Genomic DNA, 25,972 nt, shown 5'->3' with positions numbered 1-25,972 from the left:
CCTGTGAGGTAAGGGTGTCAGGCAGTTTTTGTTGTCTGGGCAGAGGCGGCCAGCAGCGACCGGCCAATGAAATCGTTGTTGTCGACCACGCCCGGCAGGGTGAAGAAATACCCGCCACCGATGGGCTTGAGGTACTCCTCCAGCGGCTCGCCGTTGAGGCGTGTCTGCACGGTAATGAAGCCTTTCTCAAGGTCTGCCTGATAGCAGATGAACAGCAGGCCCATGTCCAGCTGACCGTTTTTGTTCACGCCGTTCGAGTAGTTGAACGGGCGACGCAGGATCAGGTTGCGCTGGGTTTCGGCCGTACGCGGGTTGGCCAGGCGGATGTGTGAATCCAGCTTGGTGATCTTGCCTGCCGGGTCATTGTGGTAATTCGGGACGTCGGCTTCGGTCTTGCCGTCCATCGGTGCGCCGGTGGTTTTGACCCGGCCGAAGATGGCTTCCTGTTCCTGCAGCGGGGTGCGGTCCCAGCGCTCGACGAAGTTGCGGATGATGCGCACTGCCTGATAGCTGCCATTGGCGGCCCAGGCCGGTTCGTCGCTACCGGGTTGCACCCAGACCAGCTCGTTCATGGTCTTCTGGTTGTTCGAATCGGGGTTGGCCGAGCCGTCGCGGAAACCCAGGAAGTTGCGCGCGCTTTCCGGCGGCTGACCGGGTTTCAACGGGGCTTGGGCCGGCACGGTGCCTTCCTGTTTCCAGCGCACCAGCAGCAGGTCGGGCAGGTTCTTCACGATGTCGCGCAGGGCGTGAATGTTGCTGTCCGGGGCGTTCGAACAGAACTGAATGCTCAAGTCGCCGTGGCAGCAATCGGCTTCCAGGGCGTCGTTGGGAAAACCGACCATGCGCTGCAGACGCTTGGGCTTGACGTGTTCCAGACCGAAGCGTTCGTCGAACAGCGAGTCACCCACTGACACGGTAATGGTCAGGTTGTCCGGCGTGACCACCGGGCCAAGGATGCCGGAATCCAGCGGTGGCAGTTTCGGATCGACCTGGGGCACGGGGCCGCCGGTCATCAGAAACGCAATGCGCTCGTTCAATGTGCGGAACATGCGCTCGAGGTCTTCGCGGTCCTGGGCCAGCACGTCGAAGGAGACCATCATCCCGGCGGTTGGGCGCGGGGTGACGATGCCGCTCTGATGCGGGCCGTGGAATGCGTTGTGGTCCTGGGTCTTTTCGCTTTTCGGTGCTTCGGTGACCTGTGCCGGCGCGGTCGCGGCGAACGCATTGCCGGTCAGGCTGGCACCGGCCACTGCCGCACCTGCAGCGCCAAGGCCCAGCAGGACGCGGCGACGGTCAGTGGAGATCGGCGCGTTTTTTGAATCGGAGTCTTTCATGTGAATGCTGTCTTCGCTCTGGTTTCAAGGCCAGGCGGGCGCATGGGGCGCCCGCCCGGGCACGCTCACAGGCCTGAGAGGCCGAGGGCCGGATCGATTCCATCGAGTGCGTCGGCCAGTGCCTTGGCCTTGTCTGCTATTTGTTTTCGTTGTTCGGTGCTGACCTGGTCGTACGGCTTGAAGCCGTCGGCGGTCTTGAGCATCAGCAACTGGTCGTCCAGTGCGGTGCTCGCGGTGTCGATCTTTTTCAGCACGTCGCCTGAGGACTTGGCCAGCAGCGGACGCAGCAGCTCGATGACCTTGCGCGTGCCTTCCAGGTTGGCGGCAAAACCGTTCACGTCGAGGTGGCTGTAGCGTTCTTCTTCGCCGTTGTTGCGGACCTCGGCGATGCTGCGCATGTTGCGCACGACCATGCTCGCCAGCTGTTCCGGGGCGATGCTCTGGGCCAGCAATTGCTGTTTCAGGCTGGCGATGTCGGTTTGCAGCTTCTGCACGACCGGCGCCAGGCCGTCGACGGATTTCTGCGAGAACAGGCCGAACTCGATGCGGTGGAAGCCGCCGAAGCCCGGGTCCTGCTCGCGTTTTTCGTAGTAATCGGCGCGGGCGTTAATCGCGTTGTCCAGCTCGGACAGGCGCTGGGCCGCTGGAGCAATGCGCTGATAAGCAGCACGGGCCGGGCCGTAGGTTGTTTGTGCCTGGGCCAGGTCGCCGCTGTCGATGGCTTGCTGCAAATCGTTTGTGGCACGGATCAGCGCGCTGCTCTGGGTGCTCAGGTAGACGCGATATTCGGACAGCGGACCGATGAAAGCGACCATCGACGGACGCGCCTTGGCGGCGGCGTCGGATTCTGCGGTCCGCGTCACGTGCAGGGTGCCGCGCGGGTTGCTCAGCAGGCCGCAGGTGATGGCGTAATCGCCCGGCTGCAGGTTGGCGTTGATGACCTGGCTCAGGCCCGGAACGATGTTTTCGCGTTCTTCCACCACGAGCACGCCGTCGAGGATTTCCCATTCCACGGCGCGATCGGAGGCGTTGACGATACGGAAGGCGTTCTTGCCGGCCGGCACAGTGATCGAATTCGGCTCGCAGCTTTTCGCGTTGATGGTCACGACGGTTTCATTGCCGCTGTTGGCGATGCGCTTCTTCTGCGCAGCCTGGGAGGCGAAATAGAACATGGCGCCGGCGGCGATCATCAGAATCACCGAGCCCGCAACGGCGAACTGCAAGGCGCGAGATGGCTTGGCTTTCTTGGGAGGAAGGCCGTTGGCAGTGGAGTTCATGAGAGCCCTTATTTGTTCGTAACTGAATTCGTAACGGAAGCAGTGTGACCGTGTTCATGGGCCGGGCGGGTGGGCAGACTCACCACCCGCGCCTGGGGCTTGAAGAACAGGAACAGCGCAAAGACCAGGTAAGCGAGGTACGCCACCAGCACGCTGACGGTCGGCGCATCCTGATAACCGAACATGCCGGCCAGCACCGAACCGGTCGGGCCATCCATCGGCAGGCTTGCGCTGATGTCGAAGACCACGTCCTGGAAGTGGTTCCAGACCCCGGCTTCGTGCAGCGAACGGACCGAGTTGGCGAGAATGCCCGCCGCGACGACGAGGATGAACAGGCCGGTGTAGCGGAAGAACTTGCTCAGGTTCAGGCGCATGCTGCCTTTGTAGATGGCGACACCGATGCACACCGCAATGATCAGGCCGAACAGCGCACCCAGCGGGCCGGACATGCCTTCGCTCTGCTGGAACACGGCGAGCAGGAAGAACACGGTTTCGAGGCTTTCACGGGCGACGGCGAAGAACACCATGCCTATCAGCGCGTAAGTCTGGTTTCTCGACCCGGCCAATGCGGCGTCCAGGGACTGGTGCAGGTCATGTTTGACCGAGCGGGCGACCTTGCGCATCCACACGACCATGGAACTCAGGATCACCACGGCGACGAGGCCGACGATGCCTTCAAACAGTTCCTGCTGCTTTTGCGGGAACTCAGCACTGACCATTTCCAGGCCACCACCGACGAACAGCGCCAGGGCGACAGCCAGAAACACGCCGATCCATACCGCGGGCATCCACTCGCCACGGCCGGTCTGTCTCAGGTAACTGGCAATGATGCCAACGATAAGCGCGGCTTCAATCCCTTCGCGCAGCATGATCAAAAAAGGAACGAGCATTTATCACCGGTGCAGATCTGATAGGGTGTGCGGCGTGAATGCGTCAGGTAGCCATTCGCATTCAGCCATTGTGTAACATAATGATACTCATTATTGAATGGGCGTACTGGTTTTTTTGCGAAATCCTGCTTGCTGTGCAGGTGTTCAGCCGGGGTTCAGGCTCGGGTCATCGCGGACTTTAGGAGCCGGCTTGCTGGCGAACCCGGCACGTCGGAAGAGGGCGATGGCTGAGCACGGCCGCTTTCGCCAGCAAGCCGGCTCCTACGGGAGTGGCGGTGACAGGGCGCCCTTCATGGTCTCGACGAATCTCTGGGCGGCAGGGCTCAGGCTCACACCCGTCCGGGTAATCAGGCCAATCTCCCGACACACCCCAGGGTGCTCGACCCTTACCTGCGTCAAATCGCCGCGACCTTCGTCGGCAGATTCCGGCAGCAATGTCATCCCCAGTCCCTGCCGCACCAGCGCCATGACCGTCGACATGTAGTTCGCTTCCAGCCCCGGCGTCAGCACAAGCCCTTCTTCGGCAAACAATTGCTCCACCCGCTCGCGCACGCTGCTGTCGCGACCGGTGAGGATGATTGGCTGTCCGGCCAGCGCCTGCAGGGTGACCGAGCGTTCCTGTGCCAGCGGATGATCAGCAGGGACGAACAGGCTCAGCCGGTCCACCATCACCACCTCGAACGCCAGCCCGTGACCCATGCGCGCCCGCACCCCCAGCCCGAAATCCACTTCGCCCTCGCGCACCAGCGCGTCGATCCGCTGCGCCACGACGTCACGCAAACGCACTTCGACGCCGGGAAATTGTACGCGGAAGGCTTTCAGCAGCGGCGGCAGCGTGCCGGAACACATTGAGGGCAGGGCAGCGATGGTCACTACGCCCCGGCGAAGCGCCGCGAGATCCCGCGAGCCGCTGACGATGTTGTCCAGGTCCAGCAGCAGTTTCTCCATGGGCCCGCGATTGTTCTGGCCCGCGGCGGTCAGGCTGACCTGACGCGGAATGCGCTCCAGCAGCGCGACGCCGAGCCACTCTTCCAGCTGCTGGATCTGCACCGTCAGGGCGGACGGCGACAGGTTCAGTTCGAGCGCGGCCTTGGCAAAGCTGCCGGTGTTGGCGACCGTGAGAAAGGCGCGGATGTGCTGAATCGAGTTCTTCATGGCTGAGTTTTCCGAAGAAGTTGCCGCACGCTTGTCATTCGGTTTTTCAGAACGCAGAGCGCCGAACATTTCAATTTACAAAGCTTACCCCCGTTTCGATACTCGTTGAAAACAACAACAGCTCGTCCCACCGCCTGCCGGTCAGGGATGACGAAGGATCAAACCATGCTCGCCACCCTCGGTGTCATTACCATCCTCTGCCTGCTCGCCGCCGTCATGAGCAAGCGCCTCTCGCCACTGGTCGCCCTGATCGCCTTGCCCATCATCGCCGCGCTGATCGGCGGATTCGGCCTGCAAACCAGCGCCTTCATCATCACCGGCATCAAGAACGTCGCCCCGGTGGTCGGCATGTTTGTGTTTGCCATCCTGTTCTTCGGGGTGATGACCGACGCCGGCATGCTCGACCCGATCATCGACCGCATCCTGCGAACGGTAGGTACGCGTCCTACACGGATTGTCGTCGGCACCGCGCTGCTGGCGTTGCTGGTGCACCTCGACGGTTCCGGCGCGGTGACCTTCCTGGTGACAATCCCGGCGATGCTGCCGCTGTACACGCGGCTGGGCATCGACCGGCGGATTCTGGCCTGCGTCGCGGCGATGGCGGCGGGGGTGAATTTCCTGCCGTGGACCGGCCCGGTGCTGCGCTCGTCGGCGGCGCTGCATGTGCCGGTGTCCGAGCTGTTCCAGCCGCTGATTCCGGTGCAGATCGTCGGCCTGGCGTTTGTCTTCTTCTGCGCCTGGATGCTTGGGCGGCGTGAGGAAAAGCGCCTGGGGCTGGGCCGCTTTCAAACCACGGCCGAGCACATCGATGTCGTGCCGCAGCGGGTGTTGACCGAGCAGGAACCGGTGCTGCGCCGACCGCGTCTGTTCTGGCTCAACCTGCTGCTGACCCTCGCGGTCATGGGGATCATGATCTCCGGCTGGGTCGACCCGGTGGTGATGTTCATGGTCGGCACGGTGCTGGCGCTGTGCATCAACTACCCCAACGTCGACGCCCAGCGCGCGCGCATCGACGCCCACGCCAAGACCGCCCTGACCATGGCCAGCATTCTTCTGGCCGCCGGGGTGTTCACCGGCATCATGCAGGGCACCGGCATGCTCAAGGCCATGGCCGAAGTGGCGGTGGCGCAGATTCCGGCCGGTCACGGCAAGTTGATTCCGATGGTGGTGGGCTTCCTGTCCATGCCGCTGAGTTTGCTGTTCGATCCCGATTCCTTCTATTTCGGCGTGATGCCGGTGATCGCCGAAGTTGGCCGCTCCCTGGGCGTTGATCCTCTTCAAGTCGCCCAGGCCTCGCTGCTGGGTGTGCACACCACCGGCTTCCCGGTCAGCCCGCTGACGCCGGCGACCTTCCTGCTGGTCGGGCTGTGCAAGGTCGAGCTGGCCGACCACCAACGCTTCACCATTCCGTTTCTGTTTGCCGCATCGGTGCTGATGACCCTCACCGCACTGTTGCTGGGAGTGTTTTAAATGAAGACATTACGTATCGGCTCTGGCGCCGGTTATTCCGGGGATCGTATCGAGCCTGCGGTCGAACTGGCCGAAAAGGGCGAACTGGATTACCTGGTTTTCGAGTGTCTGGCCGAGCGCACCATTGCCTTGGCGCAACAGGCGCGGCTCAGCGATCCCGAAGCCGGTTTTGACCCGCTGCTGAGCGAGCGCATGCGTCGCGTGCTGCCGTTTGTGGGGCGTGGACTTGAAGCAGGCCAGCGGCGGCTGCGACTGATCAGCAACATGGGCGCGGCCAATCCGTTGGCGGCGGCGCGGGAAGTGCGGCGCATCGCGGTCGAGTTGGGGCTGCACGGCCTGAAGGTCGCAGCGGTGACCGGGGATGACGTGCTGGCTGTTCTCAAGGCAAGTCCTGAGCAGATGCTGGATAACGGCGCGACGATTGCTTCCTTGGGTGATCGGTTGATCTCGGCGAATGCGTACCTGGGCGCCGAGGGGATTGTCGAGGCGCTGAAGGCCGATGTCGATGTGGTGATCACCGGCCGGGTTGCCGATCCGTCGTTGTTTCTCGCGCCGCAGCTCTTTGAGTTCGGCTGGGCAGCAGATGACTGGACGCGACTGGGACGCGGCACCTTGATCGGCCACTTGCTGGAATGCGCCGGGCAGATCACCGGCGGCTACTTTGCTGATCCGGGTGTGAAAGAGGTGCCGACTCTGGCGCGCCTCGGGTTTCCCCTGGCGGAAGTCGACGCCGAGGGCAGGGCGGTGATCAGCAAGGTCGCCGGCTCCGGCGGGCGCATCGACACCGCCACCTGCACCGAGCAGATGATTTATGAAGTGCACGATCCTGCGGCGTACCTGACCCCGGACGTGACGGCGGATTTTTCCGGCGTCTCGTTCCATCCAGTCGCCGCCAACGAAGTGCGGGCCGAGGGCGCGAATGGCCGCGCTCGACCCGAGACGCTCAAGGTTTCGGTGGGTTATCTCGACGGCTGGATTGGTGAAGGGCAGATTTCCTACGGTGGCCCCGGCGCGCTGGCCCGGGCGCAACTGGCCCGGGACGTGGTGCTGGAACGTTTGCAGCTGACCGGCGTGGTGTTCGATGACGTGCGCGCCGAGCTGATCGGCGTGGACGCGTTGCACGGAGCGGCGCTGGGTTCACGGACGGCGGCCGAGCCCTGGGAAGTGCGCCTGCGGGTCGCCGCGCGCTGTGCAGACAAGGCCGAAGCCGTACGCATCGGCAATGAAGTGGAAACCCTCTACACCAACGGGCCTTATGGCGGCGGCGGCGCGACCAAGGGCGTGCGTCAGGTGGTGGCGGTGGCGTCGCTGCTGATGCCGCGGGATGCCGTCAAGGCGCAGGTTCATCTGGAGGACGCATCGTGAGGACGGTGAAATTGCGCGAACTGGCGCATTCCCGGACCGGCGACAAGGGCGATACCTCGAATATTTCGGTGATCGCCTTCAAGCCCGAAGACTACCCGCGATTGCTGGAGGCGCTGACGGTCGAGCGGGTGGCCGAGCATTTTGCCGAGCTGCTGGGGGACGATGCTTTGCGGGTGCGCCGGTACGAACTGCCGAACGTACACGCGCTGAATTTTGTACTGCCGGGCATTCTGAAGGGCGGCGTCACACGATCATTGGCGCTGGACGCCCACGGCAAAGCGCTGGGGGCGGCGTTGCTGGATCTTGAGGTTTGAAGTGTTGTTTTGCGGTATGGCACCCGACGCCTTCCCGGCTAAAGCCGGTCCTACGGGGCGCGCGGTGTGCCCATGGTGCCGGCGCGAACCGCAATTGTTGTAGGACCGGCTTTAGCCGGGAAGAGGCCATTGATCACAGCGCATTGGCCGCATCGCCCCACCGTCAATGAATGGCGGTCGACGCAATATCCCGTTTGAATGAAATCAAACCGTAGGAGCGCGCTTGCCCGCGAAGGCGGTGTGTCAGGCAATCGATTCGTCACAGGCAGTACGCGTTCGCGGGCAAGCGCGCTCCTACAGTGGAGCTTGGCAACGCACACCATCGTCGGCGTACACAAAGCCCGCACAAGCCGGCTTGCTGGCGAAAGCGTTGGATCTGAAACCACGATGTCTATTGACACACCGCTGTCGCGAGCAAGCTTCACGAGGTACTGCGTCCAACGCAAATTTTCGGTGTACCCCGATCAACTGTAGGAGCGCGCTTGCCCGCGAAGGCGGTGTGTCAGGCAATTGATTCGTCACAGGCAGTACGCGTTCGCGGGCAAGCGCGCTCCTACAGTGGAGCTTGGCAACGCACACAATCGTCGGCGTACACAAAACCCGCAGAAGCCGGCTTGCTGGCGAAAGCGTTGGATCTGAAATCACGATTTCTACCGACACACCGCTTTCGCGAGCAAGCTCCACGCGGTACTGCGTCCAACGCAAATTTTCGGTGTACCCCGATCAACTGTAGGAGCGCGCTTGCCCGCGAAGGCGGTGTGTCAGGCAATTGATTCGTCACGGGCAGAACGCGTTCGCGGGCAAGCGCGCTCCTACAGGGTGTTGCGTCTTGACGCGGACTTTAGTTACTGCTGATTCAGCAAAAACACCACATACCCGCGAAACCACGGGCTGTCTTGCAGATACCCGGGCGCTTGCCATTCCCCGCCCTGCACCAGGCCAATTTTGAACGGCAGCCCCATCCGGCTGATGCGCGGCAGGTAGGCGGCATAGTCGGGGATGCTGTGGCGGCCCTGGTACGTCTGCACCACGACTTCATCGACCACGCCTTTGAGTTCGCCGATCGCCTGGGAATCCCCGTTGCTGCTCCAGTCCATCAACCCGGTAATGCTCAGCTTCAGCTCAGGTGGCAGGCGCTGGCGCAGGTCCTTGAGAAATGCCACGTAGTACTGCAGATAACGGGTGCGCGCATCAAAGTCGATTTGCACGCCGGCGACCGCCGTGCCCGCGTCCCGCCAGCGTTGCACCTGGCCCAAGAGCTGTTTGTAAACCGGCTCCGGCCAGCGCAGGGTGTGGGCGCGGTACACGATCCACACCGCCCGCTGGGGCAGACGCGTCACGCTCATCCCCTGGGCGATCAGCGCCGGCGTTTGCCGGTCACGACGGGTTGCGCTGATCTGGCCCTGCAGCACATACAGCGTCTGCGCGCGATCGAGCACCGGCTGCGTCGCCACGCCGCTCCACAACCAGAAGGCATCGTGCTCGCGGGCGTCTACCGCCGCCCACGTCATGGCGCTGCTCAAGCCCGCCATCAACAAACCGATCAATCCGCCGGCGATCATCCGCCAGCGAAACCGCGTGCTCATCACCAGTAATACTGCAGCGATTTGCCCCAACCGGTGGCGCCGTAGGTGGTTTTCAGCTGCTTGAACCAGCCTTTGCGCACGGCGGGCGCAACGTCCTTGCCGCCGCAACTGTTATAGCCAGACGGCGCGTAGCAATTGATCGCCCGGAACAGCGCGTAGGCCTTTTCGTCACGGGCCGCCGTGCTGTCGGCGATCACCGTCTGGTAGCCGTTCAGGCGCGAGAACACTTCTCCCTTGAAGCCGGATTCGCTGCTGCCCAACTCACCCGCGCCGGGCTTCTGATCCAGCGGCATGCCGTCCAGGCCGTTGCGCAGGATGAACTCACCCAGGCAATTCAGCCCTTTAGCGTCCTTGGCATTGACCTGCAACGCGGCGGCGATCTCGCCGATGCTCGGGCAGGCGTAACCCGATTCGGCCTTGGCGCCGTTCCAGCGGAACAGCTGCAGCGTCTGCCCGGCGTCATAGACATAACCCAGGCTGGTGCCCAGTTTGGTGCCGGGAGGCTGATCCGGCAGGGTTTTCAGATCCTCGGCGAACGCGGCGTACTGGCTGTGCAGCAGCTCCTTGTAGAGCAGGACGAACTGCGCAGTGGCCTTCTCGACGTCGCTGATGCCCTGACCGATCTGCTGGCGCAGCAGCGGCGCGTCGGCCACCTTGCCCAGCAGAATCAGTCGCACCTGAGCGGACGTGATCGGCGAATCGCTGGCGAACACCTTCATCAATTGCCCGCTGCGCTCATAGTTCATTGCCAGCGCCAGTTCCAGCTGTTCGCGCTGCAAGGGTTGCTGTGCCAGGGGCAGCAGTTTCAGCCACAGCACCTGGGCGGCAGGCCTATCGTTGCTCGCTTCCAGGGCCAGGCCGCGCAGAATCTGTTGGCTGAAGGTCAGGTAGTCCAGTTGTTCCGGGACGTCTTTGGGCAAACGCTTTAGCGCTTCGGCCGGATTCTTGTCGACGTAGAACGCAAAAGCCGCCTGCAAGTAATCGAACATCGCCGGTTGCTCCGCGAACACGGCTTTTTGTGCATCGAGCTGTTCGCGGGTCAGCCGGTTTGGCAGGTCCGGGCGCATGATCATCAGGTCATGGGTCGCGGTCATCAACGGCGATGGCGTGGTGCCGGTGAGGGCGGTCAGCAGCTTGTTGTCGGCTTCTTGAATCAGCGCTTCCGGCGAGCCGGAGGCACGGGCGTCGCCGGCTTCCGTCAGTTGCCAGGTGTAATCGGCGGCCAGTTTGTCGGTGTCTCCTGCCAGCCAGTGGACCCGTCGCAGCAATCCGGTGGCGGAGCGGCTATAGCGGCCCTCGGGGTAAGCGCTGAGGTAATGCTCGATGGCTTGAGCGACGCCTGAGTAAGCGGCGCGATCGTGGTCTTCCTTCAGGCTGCCGTATTCGTCGAACGCGTCCTGTTGCGCGGCGTTGAGCCGGGTCCGGGCGACCATGTACAGCGCCGTTTCCTTGAGCCATGGCTGCGCGCTGTCGGCGAGGCCGTTGAACCCGTTTTCAGCGTCGCTGAAGCGCCCGCTGTAGAAGTCCGATGCGGCGCGAAGGTACGCGACAAAGGCCTTGGCTTCAGGCGACTGAACGTCGGTCGGCAACAGGCCGACCTGTTTGTCGGCCTCCCAAGTACATGCGTCCAGCAGTTGCAGGCGGGCGCGGGCCAGGGATTGGCGCTCGGTGGCGGACAGCCCTTGGGTGTCGAGTAACTGGCCGATGAAATCAGCGGCGCTCTCGTCGCGGTTACTGCGGCAGCGGCTGCCTTCCCCCTGCAGGAACGCCTGGCCCGCGGTGTCGTTGCTGTCGCGGCTGAGACTGAGTTTGCCCAGCAGGTCGGCCATGGCGGCGGCACCTGACTCCTCGCTTTCGTCGCCCTCGATGTCTTCATTCGCCAACCTGAATGCAGCAAACGGCACCGGGCCATAACCCTCGGCCAGCTCCTGCTCGGTCAGCGCGTTGGGCTTGAGGGTCAGCGCCTTGCGATCGGCCAGCAGTAGACGCAGGTTGACCCGGCTGTCGTTGCCGGGGGTGAGGAAGGCCAGGTTATTGCAGACGTCCAGCGAATCGCGCAACAGCGACCAGGTGGGGTAGCAGGAGTCGTCACTGCTGGCCTGGGCCTGGCCGCCCATCGTCGCGCCAATGATCAAAGCAAGAGGAGTCAGGGAGCGGATACGCATGAACAGTCCTTGATTTCGCTACGTAAGAAGAGGGGAGCGCGGCGAATGATACAGGGTGTTTCGCCTGATCCACTGAGGGCCACTGGCGCCTGACTAAAAAATTATTTTCAGATTCATGTGAGGTAAACCCCGTCGGTATCCGTGTAGTGAGAATCAGATGCGTTTCGTAAAGGGCGCATCGCTTCTCGACGCCTCAGGTTCTTCCTTTCATGACAGCTCAATCCGGTTTTCGTGTGTCCGCTTTCCCCGTGCTTCGTCCTGCATCGTTGTTGGGCCTGTGCTCAGCCACGGCGCTGTTCTGCTCGCTGGGCATAAGCCCTGTTGCCGGGGCTGAAGAAATGCAACTGGACGCGGTCAACATCGACGCCACCGCTCAGCCCGAGGTCAGCGAAACCGAGCACAGCCGCGACAGCTATCAGGCGCGCAAGGCGAGCGTGGCCACGCGTACCGAAGCGCCGTTGGTGGAAGTGCCCCAGAGCGTCAACGTGGTGACCAATCGGGTCATCGAAGACCGACAGCCGTCCAGTCTGGACGAAGCGATCAACGCGGTCAGCGGGGTCAAGCAGGGCAACACGTTGGGCGGCACCCAGGACGCGATTCAAAAGCGCGGCTTCGGCACCAACCGCGACAACTCGATCATGCGTGACGGCATGCAATCGGTGCGCGCGCGTAACTTCACCCCGACCACCGAGCGCATCGAAGTGCTCAAGGGCCCGGCGTCGATGCTCTACGGCGTGCAGGATCCGGGTGGCGTGATCAACGTGGTGACAAAAAAACCGGAGTTGGTCGAGGCCCGTTCCATCTCGGCGTTCGGCAGCAGTTTTGGCGGCGGCGGCGAGCAGATCGACCTGACCGGCCCGATCGGCACCAACGGCCTGGCTTATCGGGTCATCGCCGACAAGCAGAACTACGATTACTGGCGCAACTTCGGCAGCATCGATCAGTCCGTCATCGCGCCGTCGCTGGCCTGGTATGGCGATGACACCACGGTGTCCGTGGCCTACGAGCACATGGAATATTCGGTGCCGTTCGACCGTGGCACGCAGATCAACACCAAAACCGGCAAGGTGCTGGACATCCCGCGCAGCCGGCGTCTGGACGAGCCGTTCAACGTCACCACCGGGCGCTCCGATTCCCTCGACGTGCGCATGGACCATCGCCTGAACGACACCTGGACCCTGCGCACCGGCTACGCCTACAGCCGCAATTACTACAACGATTACCAGTCGCGCTTCATCTCGGCCAACTACAACACCGGCGCCGTGACCCGGCGCGGCGATGCCACCCGCGATGCCGTGCAGTTCGCCCACACCGCCACCGTCAGCGCCCTCGGCAACCTCTATTGGGGCGATGTGCGTCACGAGGTGCTGATCGGCGCCGATTACATGAAGAACGACCGCGACCTCGGCGACCTGTACCGCAGCGCCAACAAGGTTGACTTCAATTACAACACGCCGGTGTACGGCGTCACTCAGCAACCGAGTACGGTTAGCGCCGCCCAGAGTGACCAGACCGATCACTTGCGCACCCACGCGTTCTTCGTTCAGGACGCCATGCACCTGGGCGAGAAATGGATTCTGCAGACCGGCCTGCGTTACGACGCATTCGACGAGCTGACCGGCAAGGGCCGGCCGTTCGTGGTCGGCGCCGACGTGAAGGACAGCAAAGTGGTGCCCCGCGTCGGGCTGGTGTACCTGATCCAGCCGGAATGGTCGGTGTACGGCAGCTACACCGAGTCATTCCGCCCGAATACCTCGATTGCCTCACCGATCGGCGACCTGCCGCCGGAGGAGGGCAAGGCCTACGAAATCGGCACCAAGTTCCAGAATGACGCGATCACCGCGACGGTGGCGCTGTTCAACATCAACAAGCAGAACGTGCAGACCAGCGAAGCGTGCGGTACCGAGACCTGCACGCGGGTGTCCGGCGAGGTGCGCTCGCGCGGGCTGGAAGCGGACATCACCGGGCAATTGAGCGAGTTCTGGAGTGTGACCGGCAGCTACGCCTACACCGACACGAAAGTGCTGGAGGACCCGATTCTTAAGGGCGAGCCGCTTGACGGTGTGTCGAAGCACACCGGCGCGGTGTACCTGACCCGGGACTTCGGCCACGTTGGCGTGGGTGATCTGCGCGCGGGTGCCGGTGCGCGGTTTGCCAGCCGTTGGGGTGTCAACGATGGTGCGGGGAAGGAGTATTACCTGCCGTCGTCGAAGGTCGCCGATGCGTTTGTGGCTTACAAGGTGAAGCTGGATGAGCGGGATGTGACGTTGCAGTTGAATCTGAAGAATGTGTTCGACGAGAAGTACTACACGTCGGCGAGTGGGTTGGGGTCGCCGGCGATTTCCATCGGCGAGCCGCGACAGTTGGTGGCGCGGGTGAAGCTGGATTTTTGATTTTTGATTTTTGATTTTTCAGGTTTAAGGTCAAGATCAAGGGCGTCTGCCTGGGGGCAGACTGTTTCGCCTTCGGCGAGTTACTTGATAAAGCCCCAAGTAACCAAGGGCTTATGCTCTCGGTTGGGCTCCTCCTGCGTCGGAGTACCTTCACTCCGGTCCCGCTCCGTGGGCCCGCGCCGAACGGACATCCATGTCCTGACGGCGCTCTCGCCGCATCCATGCGGCTCGGCCCACTGCGCGAGACCTGCGTTCAGCCTGCACCCAAGTCGCGATTGGCGGTGTCTGGGATGGTTGTGTACGAAGATCAAAAGCGTGGAGCAGATCAAAGGCTTCCCGGCTGAAGCCGGTCCCACTGACGGAACGCGGTGTTTTGTAGGACCGGCTTTAGCCGGGAAGGGGCCCGTTCAGACGCTGACATTCGATCGTTCCCACGCCCCGCGTGGTAACGCCGCCGAAGATCCTGATCGCTGCCGAGATCCACTGTAGGAGCCGGCTTGCTGGCGAACGCGGTAGGTCAGAACCGAAGGCGTCGACTGACGAAACCGGTTCGCCAGCAAGCCGGCTCCTACAGATCCGTGATCTGCACCGCCCCCGTCGTTATCCGCGCAGGCAGTTTCAGCTCAGCACACAGCCCGCCCCCTTCGCGGTTGGTCAGGGTCAATGTGCCGCCCAGTGCAATCGTCAATTGCTGCGCGATCGCCAGGCCCAGCCCGGTACCGCCGGTGTCGCGGTTGCGCGAGCTCTCTACGCGGTAGAACGGTTTCAGCACTTCCGACAATTCCCCTTCGGCAATCCCCGGCCCGCGGTCCAGCACTTGTAGCGAGAGGCTCTGGTCGGGGTGGGCAATGACCTGAATCTCCGCCGCGCCACCGAACTTCAACGCGTTGTCAGTCAGGTTGACCAGCACCCGGCGCAGGGCGTGGGGGCGGGTGTCGATGACTGCGCCGGTCTTGCCGTTCAACTGCACGTCGCGGCTGACGTCCTGGTAGTCGAACACCAGGCTGTCGAGGAATGAATCCATGTCCACGCGCCGCGCTGTCTCGGTCGAGGTGTCCATGCTGCGCGCGTACGCCACGCCTTCCTGCACCAGGTGCTGCATCTCGCTCAGGTCGCTCCACAGCTTGTCTTTCTCGACGCCATCGTCCATGAACTCGGCGCGCAGTTTCATGCGGGTGATCGGGGTTTGCAGGTCGTGGGAGATCGCCGCCAGCAGTTGCATGCGCTCCTTCACGTAGGTCGAAATCCGTTGCTGCATGGTGTTGAACGCCACGGCGGCGAAGGCCACTTCGGTCGGGCCGCTTTCATCCAGGCGAATGCCTTCGCCGTTCGGGTCGAGATTGTCGACGGCGTGGGAAAGGCGCGTCAGCGGACGAATCGCCGTGCGCACGGCCAGCCAGGTGCAGGCGAACAGCAGCACCAGTTGGCCGATCAACAGCAGCGGCAGCCAGGGTGACAGCGGCGTGACCCGCGGGTGCATGTCGATCGTCAACGGACTCCCGTCCCGTAGCGTCAGGTGCGCTTGATAATGCAGTCGGGTATCGGGAATGTCCGTGAAGGTCAGCGCGTAATCACGGCCAAGGCTGCGCTGCATGGAATGCACGGACATCGGCGCGTTGCTCATGTTCATCGGCGCGCCGTTCTCTCCGGCACCCAGAATGTAGCGACAATTGGCGCTTTCGAAACGCGGCAGCCAGGATTCGCGCTCGTCGGCCGGCAAGCGTTCGAGCACGGCGACGGCGTTGCTCAGGTCCCGTTCCAGATTGCCCAGCATCAGCGTCATTGCGCTCTGGTAGCGCTCATAAAATTGCAGCCCGAACGACAGCCCGTGGGCCAGCACCAGGCTGATCAGGAAAATCAGCGAAAGCCGTGACGCCAGGGTGCGCGGCCATCCCAAGCTCAGCTTCACGGGCTTTCCCCGAGGATTTCAACGGCGTAAGTGAAGACATAGCCTTCGTTGCGCACCGTCTTGATGTAGGCCGGGTCGCGGGCGTCGTCGGCCAGGCGCTGACGCAGGCGGCTGACCAGCAGGTCGATGGAACGGTCGAACAGATCGGCGTCGCGGCCCTGGGTCAGGTTCAGCAGTTGATCGCGGCTCAAGACCCGCTGCGGGTGATCGAGGAAGGTGCGCAGCAGGCGGTACTCCGCGCCGCTGAGGGTGACCACCGTGCCCTGGGCGTCGAGCAAATGGCGGGCGGTGGTGTCCAGCTTCCATTTGCCGAAGGCCAGCAAACGACCGGCTTCGGTGACGATCAGGTTCGGCGGCAGCATGCGGGTGCGGCGCAGCACGGCGTTGATCCGCGCCAGCAGTTCGCGGGCGGCGAAGGGTTTCACCAGATAATCGTCGGCGCCCATTTCCAGGCCAATGATGCGATCGGTTTCGTCGCTGCGGGCGGTGAGCATCAGCACGGGCGTGGCCTTGTGCTTGCCGGTGCGCAACTCGCGGCACAGCAGCAGGCCGTCGTCGCCGGGCATCATGATGTCGAGCACGATCAGGTCGACGGGGGTCGACTCCAGAAACGACCGCATCTGCCTGCCGTCCGCCACCACGGTGGTGCGCAGCCCGTTCTTTTTCAGGTAGTTGCCGACCAGCTCTCGAATCTCGCGATCGTCATCGACAATCAGAATGTGATCGACGTGCTCCATTGCAGCAGCTCCCGTATTCATGTGTGTGGCGCATCTTAACCAGTCGAGCGTGACTTGCCTGCGGGCGTTTGTATTCCACTGTATCTGGCGCTGCCGGGCATACATGCGCATGCAAAAGACGGGTTTTTCGGCGCGAATGTATTGCTGTGTATCTGCAGCGGGTTCTGACACGTAAGGATGATTTTCCGGCCGTTCGCGACACAAGCGAGATACCTGCGGGGCGTTCAATGGGACCCATCGAGACGACAGACACACACCGCCTCGAACCCATGACCGAATGACCCATTGAATACCGGAGAACACCATGAACTGGAAGAACCTCAGCATCGCCACCCTGTTTGCCGCCATGAGCCTCGGCGCGCTGACCGCCCAGGCCCAACCCGTTGCTCAAGGGCACACTTACATGTACGGCGATCACCTGGACATCGCCAAGGCCCTGTCCACCGAAGTCGACTCAACCCCGACCTGCGGCGTGGTCAATGCCCACCTTCGCTACCTCGATTCTCAAGGCCAGCAACAGACCCTGAACTACAAAACCGTCGCCCAGAACTGCCCGCAGGACAACTGAAGCTGGCAGGTACGGTGACACGCCAGTGGGCGGTGGTCGGGCGGCAGGAGTAAGCTGTGCTCCTTTTTCAACGCCTGCGCCCCCGCGCCGACCAGGACCCAGCCCCCGCAATGAGATCCCCCGCTGCCTTCGCGCCACCGCCGTCGCTGTTTCTCCCCCTGACCGAAGAGGTGTGCAAAGGCCTGGCCGCTGGCGAACCGCTGGACGATTTCCTGAATCAGGCGGGCCGACCGCAACTCGCTGCGCTGATGCTGCTGCTTAATCTCAGCGCGCTGGTCGCGCAAAACACGGCCGTCGAACAGCTCGAACGCATGCTCGATGATGTCCTGCGGGCGGCCGCTTCCGTCGAAGAAGCGGGCGGGCGTTTTGCCGATCTGGTGCGCGGCAGGTTCACCGCCGACCATCTGGCCGCCGGGTTCTCGGTGCTTGAAGTTGCCGGCGTCAGTCTGCTCGAAGACGCTGACATCGAGCAGCAGGATTACCTCGACGGGGAAGGGCAGTGGGACTTCGGCTTTGGCCTGCGCCATCGTGAAAAGCTGGAACCATTGACCCGTGAGGTCGTGATGCCGTCGGGCGACGTCCTGCGTCTGAGTGATCAGCAGAGCCGGATCTTCGACGAGTTCAAGGTCTGCAACGAAGAGTCGTTCCATCTGCAGGCCTATGCCGGGGTGGGCAAGACGTACCTGCTGGCGAAATTCTTCGAGGTTCTTGTGCCGGAAAAGACCTTGCTCATGGCAACGTTTCCGGGGCAAGTGGCTGCGCTTCAGGCTCGGGTGCGTCAGGCCAATCCCGACGCGCGGATCAATGCGTGCACCTTCGGTCACATGGCCAACCTGCTGCTCAACCGCGATCTCACGGCGCGCGGCTGGCGCAACACCGACATACAGCGCACCGGCGCCAGCTCGCTGGTTGATGACCGCCAAGTGGCGCAGTGGCTGAACCTGCAAGCGGTGGGCAAGTTGCAGCCGCGGGATGTGGCGAGGGTCTGCCGCAGCACCGTGCACAGTTTCAGCCTGTCGCCGCTGGCCAATATCGAGGCGCGGCACTTGCCGTCGCTGGGCCATGCGGCGAGTCAGGCGGACATTGTCCTGCTGCTGGAGTACAGCCGCCTGCTCTGGCGCGAAACCGTCAGGCCGTCGGCGCCGCACATTCGTCTGCCGATCCGCAACAGCCACCGCATCAAGTTTCTGGCGCTGACCAGCGAAGTGATCCCCGAGAATTACAGCCACATCATCATCGACGAAAGCCATGAATTGACGGCGCCGATGGTGCAGATCCTCGACCGCAGTCCTCAAGCGGTCATTACCTTGGGCGACGAATTCCAGCAGCTCAGCGGCAAGACCCCGCGCCATGGCGGCTTCATCCGCCAGCGCTTCATGACCCAGTCGATTCGCGCCGGCAAGCAAATGGCCGACGTGCTCAATCCGATGATTCAGTTGCACCCCAGCGATATCAAAGAAGGTTTCGTCGGCCGCGCGCCTCACCCGACGCGGATCATCGGCCACGGCGTCATGCCGATTCCGGAAAAACCCACGACGATTCTGGTGGCCAACGAATGGGGTTTGTTTGCCTGGTTCAAGCGCCTGACCGAAGCAGGCGCGCGCTTTCAAATGCCGCTGCGCACCCTTGAAAACCTCACGCTGTTCGTCAAAGGCCTGGACCTGCTCTACCGCGAAGACCTGCGCCCGCAACACCGGCTGATCTTCCGCTTCGCTTACTGGGACGCCCTGGCCTCGGCCATGGGCGGCAGTCACGAATTCAAGGCGATGCACGAGTGGCTCGGCCAGGGCAACCGCCTGCAGGACTTCATCGACACCACCCAGCGATTCTGCAACGACCCGGCCGCCATCCTCAAACTCGCGAAAGTCGAAGACGTGAAGAACCAGGAATTCGACTCCGTGCTGCTCTCCCGCGACCTCATGCGCCCACCGCGCGCGGGCTCGACCCATTCACTGGCCAGCGTGTGCTCGCTGCTCTACACCGCCAGCTCCCGCGCCCGGCACGAACTGCTATTGCCGGGGAACATGAATGACTGGTTGCAGGATTTGGGGCGTAAGTAGAGGGCGGACAACTCTCTCGGTAACGATCCGGGTTAAACGGGATTACCTTCGCGTATTTCCGGCGGTTCCTACATACAGGGACGATCCACGCTGACTTCATAACCGCTCATTCATCGGTAAATTTCTGATCGACCTTTTAGCGATCCAGGGACGAACCGTGAACAAGAGCGCCGCCTATGATGTACGGCCTGCCATCCTTAATTCCGAGACCGCGCTGGGAAGAGCATTGGTCGCGATGTTCAAGTCGGTCGAGAGCGAACTAACGTGTGAAAATGCCCCGCCTGCGGCGCTCACCGTCGTTATCTTTGGTGGATGCGCAGTGCACTTGTACACAAGTCACCGGGTATCCAGCGATGTCGACGCAGAGTTCTTTGCATCGGAGTTGCCTTCGAGCCTGGATTTGCAGGCCATGCTGGCGGCTGTTCCCCAGACATTTTTGGATGAGCGAAGCGGTCGTGTCGTTGAATTGTCTTATGACCTCAACTTCACCTCGGGGCTGGGCCCCCTGCATGAGGACTATCTGGAACGGGCAGTGCCGCTTGATGCATTCGGGCCGCTGTCGCCATTGAGCGTTCTGATAGCGTCGCCGGTCGATCTCGCAATTTCCAAGCTCGGACGCGGGACTGAGCAAGACATCAGCGATATCTTCGCCTTGCTGCGTACCGGTTTCATCCTTGCTGCCGAGTTTGAAAGTTTGGCCTTGCAGGCCATTGATTGCTATGTTGGCAATCACGAACCTCCCACATCCATCCTGACCAATATTTTGCAGGACTACCTGGAGACCGCCGATGGACAGCCCGGTTGAGCGCTACTTACTTTCCGAAGCGATGGCCAGACTCGCTGAACAACCGCTAAGTCAGGCCGATGATGGCACTTTGGTGAGTCTTGCCCAGGAAGTCTGGTACGAGCACTCAAGCATGGAGTCAGAACTGCGCAGATTTCTCGCCAGCAATCCTGGCGAGCTGGCGGCGCGTCGGGTGGGGTACCTTCTGGAAAAGCTGACCCGGTTCCCCTGTGCGACTGACGAACGGGTGCGCGAGACCTTGCACGCGCTGAGTGTGCTGATGCAGCGTTTCCCGCGTCAGGGCGACGGCCCGCAAATTGCGGAGACTCGTCTGCGTGACCGTCGGGACGAGCTTGCGGTGTCATGGGGACTTAGCGAGGGTTTAGGGTTGAAAGTGCAGACCCTGCTCCCCTATCAGACGCGGCATTACGCGGCCGGACGCAACTCGGCTTTCGAATAGCCTGCATCCCGTTCATCGACGCTGAGTCCAATTCTTGGTGGGGAAGTCCAAGAAATCGGACCATCAAACGCGACAGTCACCCCCACGCCACTGCTTCGGACTCACCCCAAACCATCGCTTGAACGCCCGCGAGAACGCGCTGGTTTCCGAGTAGCCGAGCAGCGAGGCGAGCTGGGTGATGCTGAGGTTCTGCTGTTTGAGGTGGCTCAGGGCCGAGTCCTGGCGAATCTGGTCGACCAGTTGCGTGAAGCTGATGCCGTGTTCGCGCAGTTTGCGCTGCAGGGTCCATTCGGACAGGCCGAGGGTGTGGGCGATGTCGTCCAGCGCCGGTTCGCCCAGGTGCAGCGTGGCGAGGATGGTCTCGCGGGCGCGGTCGAGGAGGGTGGCCTCGTGGCCGTTGCCCGTACCGCTGCCGTTATCGCCCAGCTGGCGGATCGCGTCCTTGATCAGCATCAGCAGGACCGGGTCGCTGCCGGGCATGGCTTTACCGACGACATCGCACTTGGGAATCAGCAGCGAATTGCAGCCCTGCCCGAAACACACGTCCGCGCGGAACACGTCGCGGTGTTCGTGCCAGCCTTGGGGTTGGGCGTGTTCGAAAGCCACCTGCCGAGGCGCCCAGTCCGGGCCGAGCACGTGGCGCACCAGATTCAGCGCCATGCCCATGGTCAATTCGGCATCCTGGCGGCGTTCGTTGATCGCGCCGTGGCGAACCTGATAGTCGAAGCGGTAGCACTCGCCTTGATCCACCAGTTCGATCAGCGTGCTGTGCTGGTGGAACGGGAACGCGGCGGAAAAGTTGATCAGCGCGTCTTCCAGCGTCGCCGAGCACAGGCCTATGTAGCCCAGCAGGCCCAGCGCCTGGGGCCGGAATTGCTGGCCGTAACGCAGGCCGAAATTGTCGCAGCCGGTCTGGCTTGCGGCTTCTTCCAGCACCTTGCAGTAGTTGGTCAGCGGCAGGCTCAGGGTCGGGTGCAGCAGCTGATCGGGGTCGATGCCGGAGCGGCCGAACACCCGGTCCAGATCACCGCCGTGCTGCACGATGAAGCCATCGAGCCCGTTGGCTGCAGCCGACAGCACGCCGCGATTGCTGGCGGCGGGCGTATTCGATGCGGCGGCGGGGACGAGGGTCTGGAGCATTGGGGATGAGGGCTCTGACGGTGTGTAGGCAAGTGTGCAAGCAAATGTCATACCTTGTGCCCACAGTCAGCATCTTGCAGGCGCGCGCTTGCCCGCGATTTCCGGGTCATCTGGCAAAAATGTGTTGAACGTACCGAGGTCTTCGCGGGCAAGCGCGCGCTTACAGGGGGGGTGTTGCTACCCCGCGACTCATCTGCCGCCGCGGAATCTGGGAACTCCGGTGCCACGTCGGCCAACAGGGGCATTGCGTGACCCTCAATAAAGCACCGGGCCGTTTTCACGCGCCACGGTGGCGCACCCCCGGCAGATACCCGGAAAACTTGACCGCAGACGACAGACCGCGCGCCGTACGGTCAAGCCTTGGCCTGTCAGCTGTGACTATGCTCGACGTCAGACAAATACCGTCGCCTGGCTACCGGGGTACACGCTCATGACTGCTTCACAACTCAAACCAACGTTGGGAACCCTGCATTTGTGGGGACTGGCCGTGGGCCTGGTGATTTCCGGCGAATACTTCGGCTGGAGCTACGGCTGGGGCACTGCCGGGACGCTGGGTTTTCTGGTGACCACGCTGATGGTCGCGGTGATGTACACCTGTTTCATCTTCAGTTTCACCGAGCTGACCACCGCGATTCCCAACGCGGGCGGACCGTTTGCCTACAGCTTGCGCGCCTTCGGCGTGACCGGCGGGATGATCGCGGGGCTGGCGACGCTGATCGAATTCGTCTTCGCCCCGCCGGCCATCGCCATGGCCATTGGTGCTTACCTCAACGTGCAGTTCCCGTCCCTTGATCCAAGGGTGGCGGCCATTGGCGCGTATTTCGTGTTCATGACCCTCAACATCCTGGGTGTGAGCATTGCTGCGACCTTCGAACTGGTGGTCACCATTCTGGCGGTCGCCGAACTGCTGGTGTTCATGGGCGTTGTCGCGCCGGGCTTCAGCTTCAGCAACTTCGTGCTGGGCGGCTGGGCCGGTTCCGACACCTTCAGCCTGCCGGCCATCAGCGGCATGTTCGCGGCGATCCCGTTCGCCATCTGGTTCTTCCTGGCCATCGAAGGCGCGGCCATGGCGGCAGAAGAAGCCAAGGACCCGAAACGCACCATTCCGCGCGCTTATGTGGGCGGCATTCTGACGTTGGTGGTGCTGGCGATCGGCGTGATGATCTTCGCCGGCGGCGTGGGCGACTGGCGCACACTGGCAAACATCAATGACCCGCTGCCACAGGCGATGAAGGCCGTGGTCGGCGGCAACTCCAACTGGATGCACATGCTGGTGTGGATCGGCCTGTTCGGTCTGGTGGCGAGCTTCCACGGCATCATTCTCGGTTACTCGCGGCAGTTCTTCGCTCTGGCGCGGGCGGGCTTTTTGCCTCCGAGCCTGGCGAAACTGTCGCGCTTCCAGACGCCGCACCGTGCGATCCTCGCGGGGGGTGTGATCGGCATCATCGCGATCCTCAGCGACGGCGTGATCAACCTGCAGGGCATGACGCTGACCGCCGCGATGATCACCATGTCGGTGTTTGGCGCTATCGTGATGTACATCATCAGCATGCTCAGCCTGTTCAAGTTGCGCCGCAGCGAACCGAACCTCGAGCGCAGCTTCCGCGCGCCGGGCTATCCGATCGTGCCGGGCATCGCCCTGGTGCTGGCGGTGGTATGCCTCGTCGCCATGGTGTGGTTCAACCTGCTGATCTGCGCCATATTCATCTGCCTGATGGCCGTGGGTGCACTGTTCTGCAAAATGGTCCGCGGGCGCCATCCGGCGGTTGTTGTGGCCAGTTAATCACGCGGTTCGAAAAAAGAGGTGTGCATGAGCTTTTCCCACAGCATCGGTGGCATGGTCTGGCGCTTCGACAGCCTGCGGGAACTCATGGCCAAGGCCAGCCCCGCACGCTCGGGCGACTTCCTCGCAGAAGTTGCCGCCAGCAGCGATGCCGAACGTGCGGCGGCGCAAATGGCCCTGGCCGACGTGCCGCTCAAGCAGTTCCTCACCGAAGCGTTGATTCCCTACGAAGAGGATGAAGTGACCCGCCTGATCGTCGACAGCCATGACCGCGCGGCCTTTACCGTGGTCAGCCACCTGACGGTCGGCGGCTTTCGCGACTGGCTGCTGGGGGACGACGCCACCGAGGCCAGCCTCAAAGCCCTGGCGCCGGGGCTGACGCCGGAAATGGCGGCGGCGGTGTCGAAGATCATGCGCGTGCAGGATCTGGTGCTTGTGTCGCAGAAGATCCGTGTCGTCACCCGCTTTCGTAATACCGTCGGCCTGCGCGGGCGCATGTCCACCCGGCTGCAGCCCAATCATCCCACCGATGACCCGGCCGGCATCGCCGCCAGCGTGCTCGACGGTCTGCTGTACGGCAACGGCGACGCCATGATCGGCATCAACCCGGCCACCGACAGCGTCAGCGCCATCAGCGAACTGCTGAAGATGCTCGACGGCGTCATCCGTCATTACGAGATCCCCACCCAGTCCTGCGTGCTGACCCACGTCACCTCCTCGGTGGCGGCCATTGAAAAGGGTGTGCCGCTGGACTTGGTCTTTCAATCCATCGCCGGCACCGAAGCGGCCAACAGCGGGTTCGGCATCAGTCTGGAAATCCTCCGCGAAGGCTATGAAGCGGGGCTGAGCCTGAAGCGCGGTCCGCTGGGCGACAACCTGATGTATTTCGAAACCGGGCAGGGCAGCGCCTTGTCGGCCAACGCTCACCACGGCGTCGATCAACAGACCTGCGAGGCCCGCGCCTACGCGGTCGCGCGGCACTTCAATCCGTTTCTGGTCAACACTGTGGTGGGCTTCATCGGCCCGGAATACCTGTACAACGGCAAGCAGATCATTCGCGCGGGGCTCGAAGATCACTTCTGCGGCAAACTGCTCGGCGTGCCCATGGGCTGCGACATCTGCTACACCAACCATGCCGAAGCCGATCAGGACGACATGGACGTGCTGCTGACGTTGCTCGGCGTCGCGGGCATCAATTTCATCATGGGCATTCCGGGGTCCGACGACGTGATGCTCAACTACCAGACCACCTCGTTTCACGACGCTTTGTATGCCCGCAAGACCCTCGGTCTGCGCCCGGCGCCGGAGTTCGAGGAATGGCTGACGCGCATGGACATCCTGCGTCAGGATGACGGCGGCGTGCGGCTGGGACAGGGCGTGCCGCCGTTGTTTCGCAAGGCGCTGGCGCAACTTGATTAGCCGCTGATCAGCAGTTCAGACAAGGGCTTGAGCCATGAGCGATGACAAGAAATCACCCGCACACGCCGATGCCTGGCAGCAGTTGCGCTCGCTGACCTCGGCGCGGATCGCCCTCGGGCACGCGGGCACCAGCCTGCCGACGGCGGCGCAGCTGGATTTCCAGTTTGCCCACGCCCAAGCCCGCGACGCGGTGCATCTGGCGTTCGATCACGCGGCGCTGGCCGAGCAACTGGCGGGCCGGTCCCGCGAAACGCTGACCCTGCAAAGTTCGGCAACCGATCGCCATATGTACCTGCAACGGCCTGATCTGGGGCGGCGCTTGTCCGAGGCGTCGGCTGCGCAGTTGAAGGATTACGCGGCTGCGTATCCTGACGGATTTGATCTGGCGCTGGTGGTCGCAGACGGGTTGTCTGCGCTGGCGGTGCAGCGCCACAGCCCGGCGATGCTGCAACGCATTGATGAAATGGCGGCGGCGGAAGGCTGGAGCCTGGCGCCAGTGGTGCTGGTGGAGCAGGGCCGCGTTGCCGTCGCCGATGAAATCGGTGCACTGCTCAAGGCGCGCATGGTGGTGATCCTGATCGGCGAACGGCCGGGGCTCAGCTCGCCGGACAGCCTGGGCCTGTACTTCACCTACGCACCGCGCGTGGGCCTGAACGACGCTGCGCGCAACTGCATTTCCAACGTGCGCCTTGAAGGCATGAGCTACGCCATGGCGGCGCACAAGTTGCTGTACCTGATGCGCGAAGCCTGGCGCCGGCAATTGTCCGGCGTGAGCCTGAAGGACGACGCGCAAGTGCCGGTGCTGGAAGCGGGCGGGGGCAGTCGGCCGGGGAATTTTTTGCTGGGTGGGTGAATGTCTCAGACACAACGGGGTTTTGTGGGACCGGCTTCAGCCGGGAAGAGGCTGGTCCATGCGCTGAATCTCCAGCGCCAGACACACCGCTTTCGCGGGCAAGCGCGCTCCTACAGTGGATCTCGGTAACGCACGCCATGTTCGGCGTACCTAGAATCCGTAGGAGCCGGCTTGCTGGCGAAGGCGGCGTGTCAGGCGATTGATGGGTCACAGAGACACCGCTTTCGCGGGCAAGCGCGCTCCTACAGTGGATCTCGGTAACGCACGCCATGTTCGGCGTACCTAGAATCCGTAGGAGCCGGCTTGCTGG

The 25,972-nt window shown here is 62.8% G+C and carries 20 protein-coding genes; 11 read left to right on the top strand and 9 right to left on the bottom strand.

What is annotated here, in order from left to right; all coding sequences use genetic code 11:
• Positions 1–17 precede the first annotated feature (17 nt).
• From efeB to EC919_RS18065, 4 genes are all read right to left on the bottom strand, one after another.
• Positions 18–1,334, bottom strand: a complete 1,317-nt coding sequence (efeB, locus tag EC919_RS18080) for an iron uptake transporter deferrochelatase/peroxidase subunit (RefSeq protein ID WP_133775787.1) — start codon at positions 1,332–1,334, stop codon at positions 18–20.
• Positions 1,335–1,399: 65 nt separating this feature from the next.
• Positions 1,400–2,611 carry an iron uptake system protein EfeO gene (efeO, locus tag EC919_RS18075; RefSeq protein WP_133775786.1) on the bottom strand — a complete coding sequence of 404 codons (1,212 nt, stop codon included), beginning with the start codon at positions 2,609–2,611 and terminating at the stop codon, positions 1,400–1,402.
• Between the two features lie 8 nt (positions 2,612–2,619).
• A complete protein-coding gene (gene efeU, locus EC919_RS18070) occupies positions 2,620–3,501 on the bottom strand; it encodes an iron uptake transporter permease EfeU (RefSeq protein WP_133775785.1) in 882 nt (293 codons plus the stop codon).
• Between the two features lie 261 nt (positions 3,502–3,762).
• Positions 3,763–4,656 carry a LysR family transcriptional regulator gene (locus EC919_RS18065; RefSeq protein WP_133775784.1) on the bottom strand — a complete coding sequence of 298 codons (894 nt, stop codon included), beginning with the start codon at positions 4,654–4,656 and terminating at the stop codon, positions 3,763–3,765.
• A gap of 105 nt (positions 4,657–4,761) precedes the next feature.
• On the opposite strand from EC919_RS18065, the gene EC919_RS18060 reads away from it, so the two are divergent.
• From EC919_RS18060 to EC919_RS18050, 3 genes are read left to right on the top strand one after another with little or no spacing between them, the layout of a single operon-like run.
• Positions 4,762–6,126: a CitMHS family transporter gene (locus EC919_RS18060; protein WP_347876987.1), complete on the top strand. Its 1,365-nt coding sequence runs from the start codon at positions 4,762–4,764 to the stop codon at positions 6,124–6,126.
• Entirely contained in the window at positions 6,127–7,491 is a 1,365-nt protein-coding gene (locus EC919_RS18055) for an acyclic terpene utilization AtuA family protein (protein WP_133775782.1), read from the top strand.
• Positions 7,488–7,805 (top strand): AtuA-related protein, encoded by a 318-nt coding sequence (locus EC919_RS18050; RefSeq protein ID WP_133775781.1) that lies wholly within the window; start codon positions 7,488–7,490, stop codon positions 7,803–7,805. Before EC919_RS18055 ends, EC919_RS18050 begins: the two co-directional genes overlap by 4 nt.
• 845 nt (positions 7,806–8,650) lie before the next feature.
• Here EC919_RS18050 and EC919_RS18045 read toward each other — a convergent pair.
• Positions 8,651–9,367, bottom strand: a complete 717-nt coding sequence (locus EC919_RS18045) for a DUF3142 domain-containing protein (RefSeq protein WP_243842295.1) — start codon at positions 9,365–9,367, stop codon at positions 8,651–8,653.
• 23 nt (positions 9,368–9,390) lie between these two features.
• Complete coding sequence (locus EC919_RS18040; protein ID WP_133775779.1) at positions 9,391–11,556, bottom strand: outer membrane assembly lipoprotein YfiO; 2,166 nt, start codon at positions 11,554–11,556, stop codon at positions 9,391–9,393.
• 266 nt (positions 11,557–11,822) lie between these two features.
• Between EC919_RS18040 and EC919_RS18035 the strand changes: the two genes are divergently transcribed.
• Positions 11,823–13,949: a TonB-dependent siderophore receptor gene (locus EC919_RS18035; RefSeq protein ID WP_133775967.1), complete on the top strand. Its 2,127-nt coding sequence runs from the start codon at positions 11,823–11,825 to the stop codon at positions 13,947–13,949.
• Positions 13,950–14,517: 568 nt separating this feature from the next.
• Here the strand turns inward: EC919_RS18035 and EC919_RS18030 are convergent.
• Both EC919_RS18030 and EC919_RS18025 read right to left on the bottom strand, forming a co-directional pair.
• Positions 14,518–15,858: an ATP-binding protein gene (locus EC919_RS18030; protein WP_133775778.1), complete on the bottom strand. Its 1,341-nt coding sequence runs from the start codon at positions 15,856–15,858 to the stop codon at positions 14,518–14,520.
• Entirely contained in the window at positions 15,855–16,595 is a 741-nt protein-coding gene (locus tag EC919_RS18025; protein WP_133775777.1) for a response regulator, read from the bottom strand. Before EC919_RS18025 ends, EC919_RS18030 begins: the two co-directional genes overlap by 4 nt.
• Positions 16,596–16,899: 304 nt before the next feature.
• Here EC919_RS18025 and EC919_RS18020 point away from each other — a divergent pair, with 304 nt between their 5' ends.
• The 4 genes from EC919_RS18020 (at position 16,900) to EC919_RS18005 (ending at position 20,467) form a co-directional block, all read left to right on the top strand.
• Positions 16,900–17,163 carry a DUF2790 domain-containing protein gene (locus tag EC919_RS18020; protein ID WP_133775776.1) on the top strand — a complete coding sequence of 88 codons (264 nt, stop codon included), beginning with the start codon at positions 16,900–16,902 and terminating at the stop codon, positions 17,161–17,163.
• Between the two features lie 110 nt (positions 17,164–17,273).
• A complete protein-coding gene (locus tag EC919_RS18015) occupies positions 17,274–19,223 on the top strand; it encodes an AAA family ATPase (RefSeq protein WP_133775775.1) in 1,950 nt (649 codons plus the stop codon).
• A gap of 157 nt (positions 19,224–19,380) precedes the next feature.
• Positions 19,381–20,028 (top strand): DUF6036 family nucleotidyltransferase, encoded by a 648-nt coding sequence (locus EC919_RS18010; RefSeq protein ID WP_243842283.1) that lies wholly within the window; start codon positions 19,381–19,383, stop codon positions 20,026–20,028.
• Positions 20,012–20,467: a hypothetical protein gene (locus EC919_RS18005; RefSeq protein WP_133775774.1), complete on the top strand. Its 456-nt coding sequence runs from the start codon at positions 20,012–20,014 to the stop codon at positions 20,465–20,467. Before EC919_RS18010 ends, EC919_RS18005 begins: the two co-directional genes overlap by 17 nt.
• Before the next feature lie 63 nt (positions 20,468–20,530).
• Here the strand turns inward: EC919_RS18005 and qhpR are convergent, their stop codons facing one another.
• The gene (gene qhpR, locus EC919_RS18000; RefSeq protein ID WP_133775773.1) at positions 20,531–21,607 is read right to left on the bottom strand and encodes an AraC-like transcriptional regulator QhpR; all 1,077 of its coding nucleotides are present in this window, start codon (positions 21,605–21,607) and stop codon (positions 20,531–20,533) included.
• A 430-nt stretch (positions 21,608–22,037) separates the two neighbouring features.
• Between qhpR and eat the strand changes: the two genes are divergently transcribed.
• The 3 genes from eat to eutC are packed head-to-tail and all read left to right on the top strand — an operon-like array spanning position 22,038 to position 25,662.
• Positions 22,038–23,390 carry an ethanolamine permease gene (gene eat, locus EC919_RS17995; protein WP_133775772.1) on the top strand — a complete coding sequence of 451 codons (1,353 nt, stop codon included), beginning with the start codon at positions 22,038–22,040 and terminating at the stop codon, positions 23,388–23,390.
• Between the two features lie 27 nt (positions 23,391–23,417).
• Entirely contained in the window at positions 23,418–24,809 is a 1,392-nt protein-coding gene (locus EC919_RS17990) for an ethanolamine ammonia-lyase subunit EutB (protein WP_133775771.1), read from the top strand.
• A 34-nt stretch (positions 24,810–24,843) separates the two neighbouring features.
• On the top strand, positions 24,844–25,662 hold the full coding sequence (gene eutC / locus EC919_RS17985; RefSeq protein WP_133775770.1) for an ethanolamine ammonia-lyase subunit EutC: 819 nt from the start codon (positions 24,844–24,846) through the stop codon (positions 25,660–25,662).
• The last annotated feature ends 310 nt before the right edge of the window (positions 25,663–25,972 follow it).

The sequence above is a fragment of the Pseudomonas graminis genome (genome assembly GCF_004364335.1).
In the GTDB taxonomy this organism is placed as follows: Bacteria; Pseudomonadota; Gammaproteobacteria; order Pseudomonadales; family Pseudomonadaceae; genus Aquipseudomonas; species Aquipseudomonas graminis_D.
This window is presented reverse-complemented; position numbering and strand designations above follow the sequence as displayed.

Bases quoted from the DNA above. Each gene is read 5' to 3' on its own strand.
- efeB (WP_133775787.1), bottom strand. From the start codon at position 1,334: ATGAAAGACTCCGATTCAAAAAACGCGCCGATCTCCACTGACCGTCGC.
- efeO (WP_133775786.1), bottom strand. From the start codon at position 2,611: ATGAACTCCACTGCCAACGGCCTTCCTCCCAAGAAAGCCAAGCCATCT.
- efeU (WP_133775785.1), bottom strand. From the start codon at position 3,501: ATGCTCGTTCCTTTTTTGATCATGCTGCGCGAAGGGATTGAAGCCGCG.
- EC919_RS18065 (WP_133775784.1), bottom strand. From the start codon at position 4,656: ATGAAGAACTCGATTCAGCACATCCGCGCCTTTCTCACGGTCGCCAAC.
- EC919_RS18055 (WP_133775782.1), top strand. From the start codon at position 6,127: ATGAAGACATTACGTATCGGCTCTGGCGCCGGTTATTCCGGGGATCGT.
- EC919_RS18045 (WP_243842295.1), bottom strand. From the start codon at position 9,367: ATGATCGCCGGCGGATTGATCGGTTTGTTGATGGCGGGCTTGAGCAGC.
- EC919_RS18040 (WP_133775779.1), bottom strand. From the start codon at position 11,556: ATGCGTATCCGCTCCCTGACTCCTCTTGCTTTGATCATTGGCGCGACG.
- EC919_RS18025 (WP_133775777.1), bottom strand. From the start codon at position 16,595: ATGGAGCACGTCGATCACATTCTGATTGTCGATGACGATCGCGAGATT.
- EC919_RS18020 (WP_133775776.1), top strand. From the start codon at position 16,900: ATGAACTGGAAGAACCTCAGCATCGCCACCCTGTTTGCCGCCATGAGC.
- EC919_RS18015 (WP_133775775.1), top strand. From the start codon at position 17,274: ATGAGATCCCCCGCTGCCTTCGCGCCACCGCCGTCGCTGTTTCTCCCC.
- EC919_RS18005 (WP_133775774.1), top strand. From the start codon at position 20,012: ATGGACAGCCCGGTTGAGCGCTACTTACTTTCCGAAGCGATGGCCAGA.
- qhpR (WP_133775773.1), bottom strand. From the start codon at position 21,607: ATGCTCCAGACCCTCGTCCCCGCCGCCGCATCGAATACGCCCGCCGCC.
- eat (WP_133775772.1), top strand. From the start codon at position 22,038: ATGACTGCTTCACAACTCAAACCAACGTTGGGAACCCTGCATTTGTGG.
- EC919_RS17990 (WP_133775771.1), top strand. From the start codon at position 23,418: ATGAGCTTTTCCCACAGCATCGGTGGCATGGTCTGGCGCTTCGACAGC.
- eutC (WP_133775770.1), top strand. From the start codon at position 24,844: ATGAGCGATGACAAGAAATCACCCGCACACGCCGATGCCTGGCAGCAG.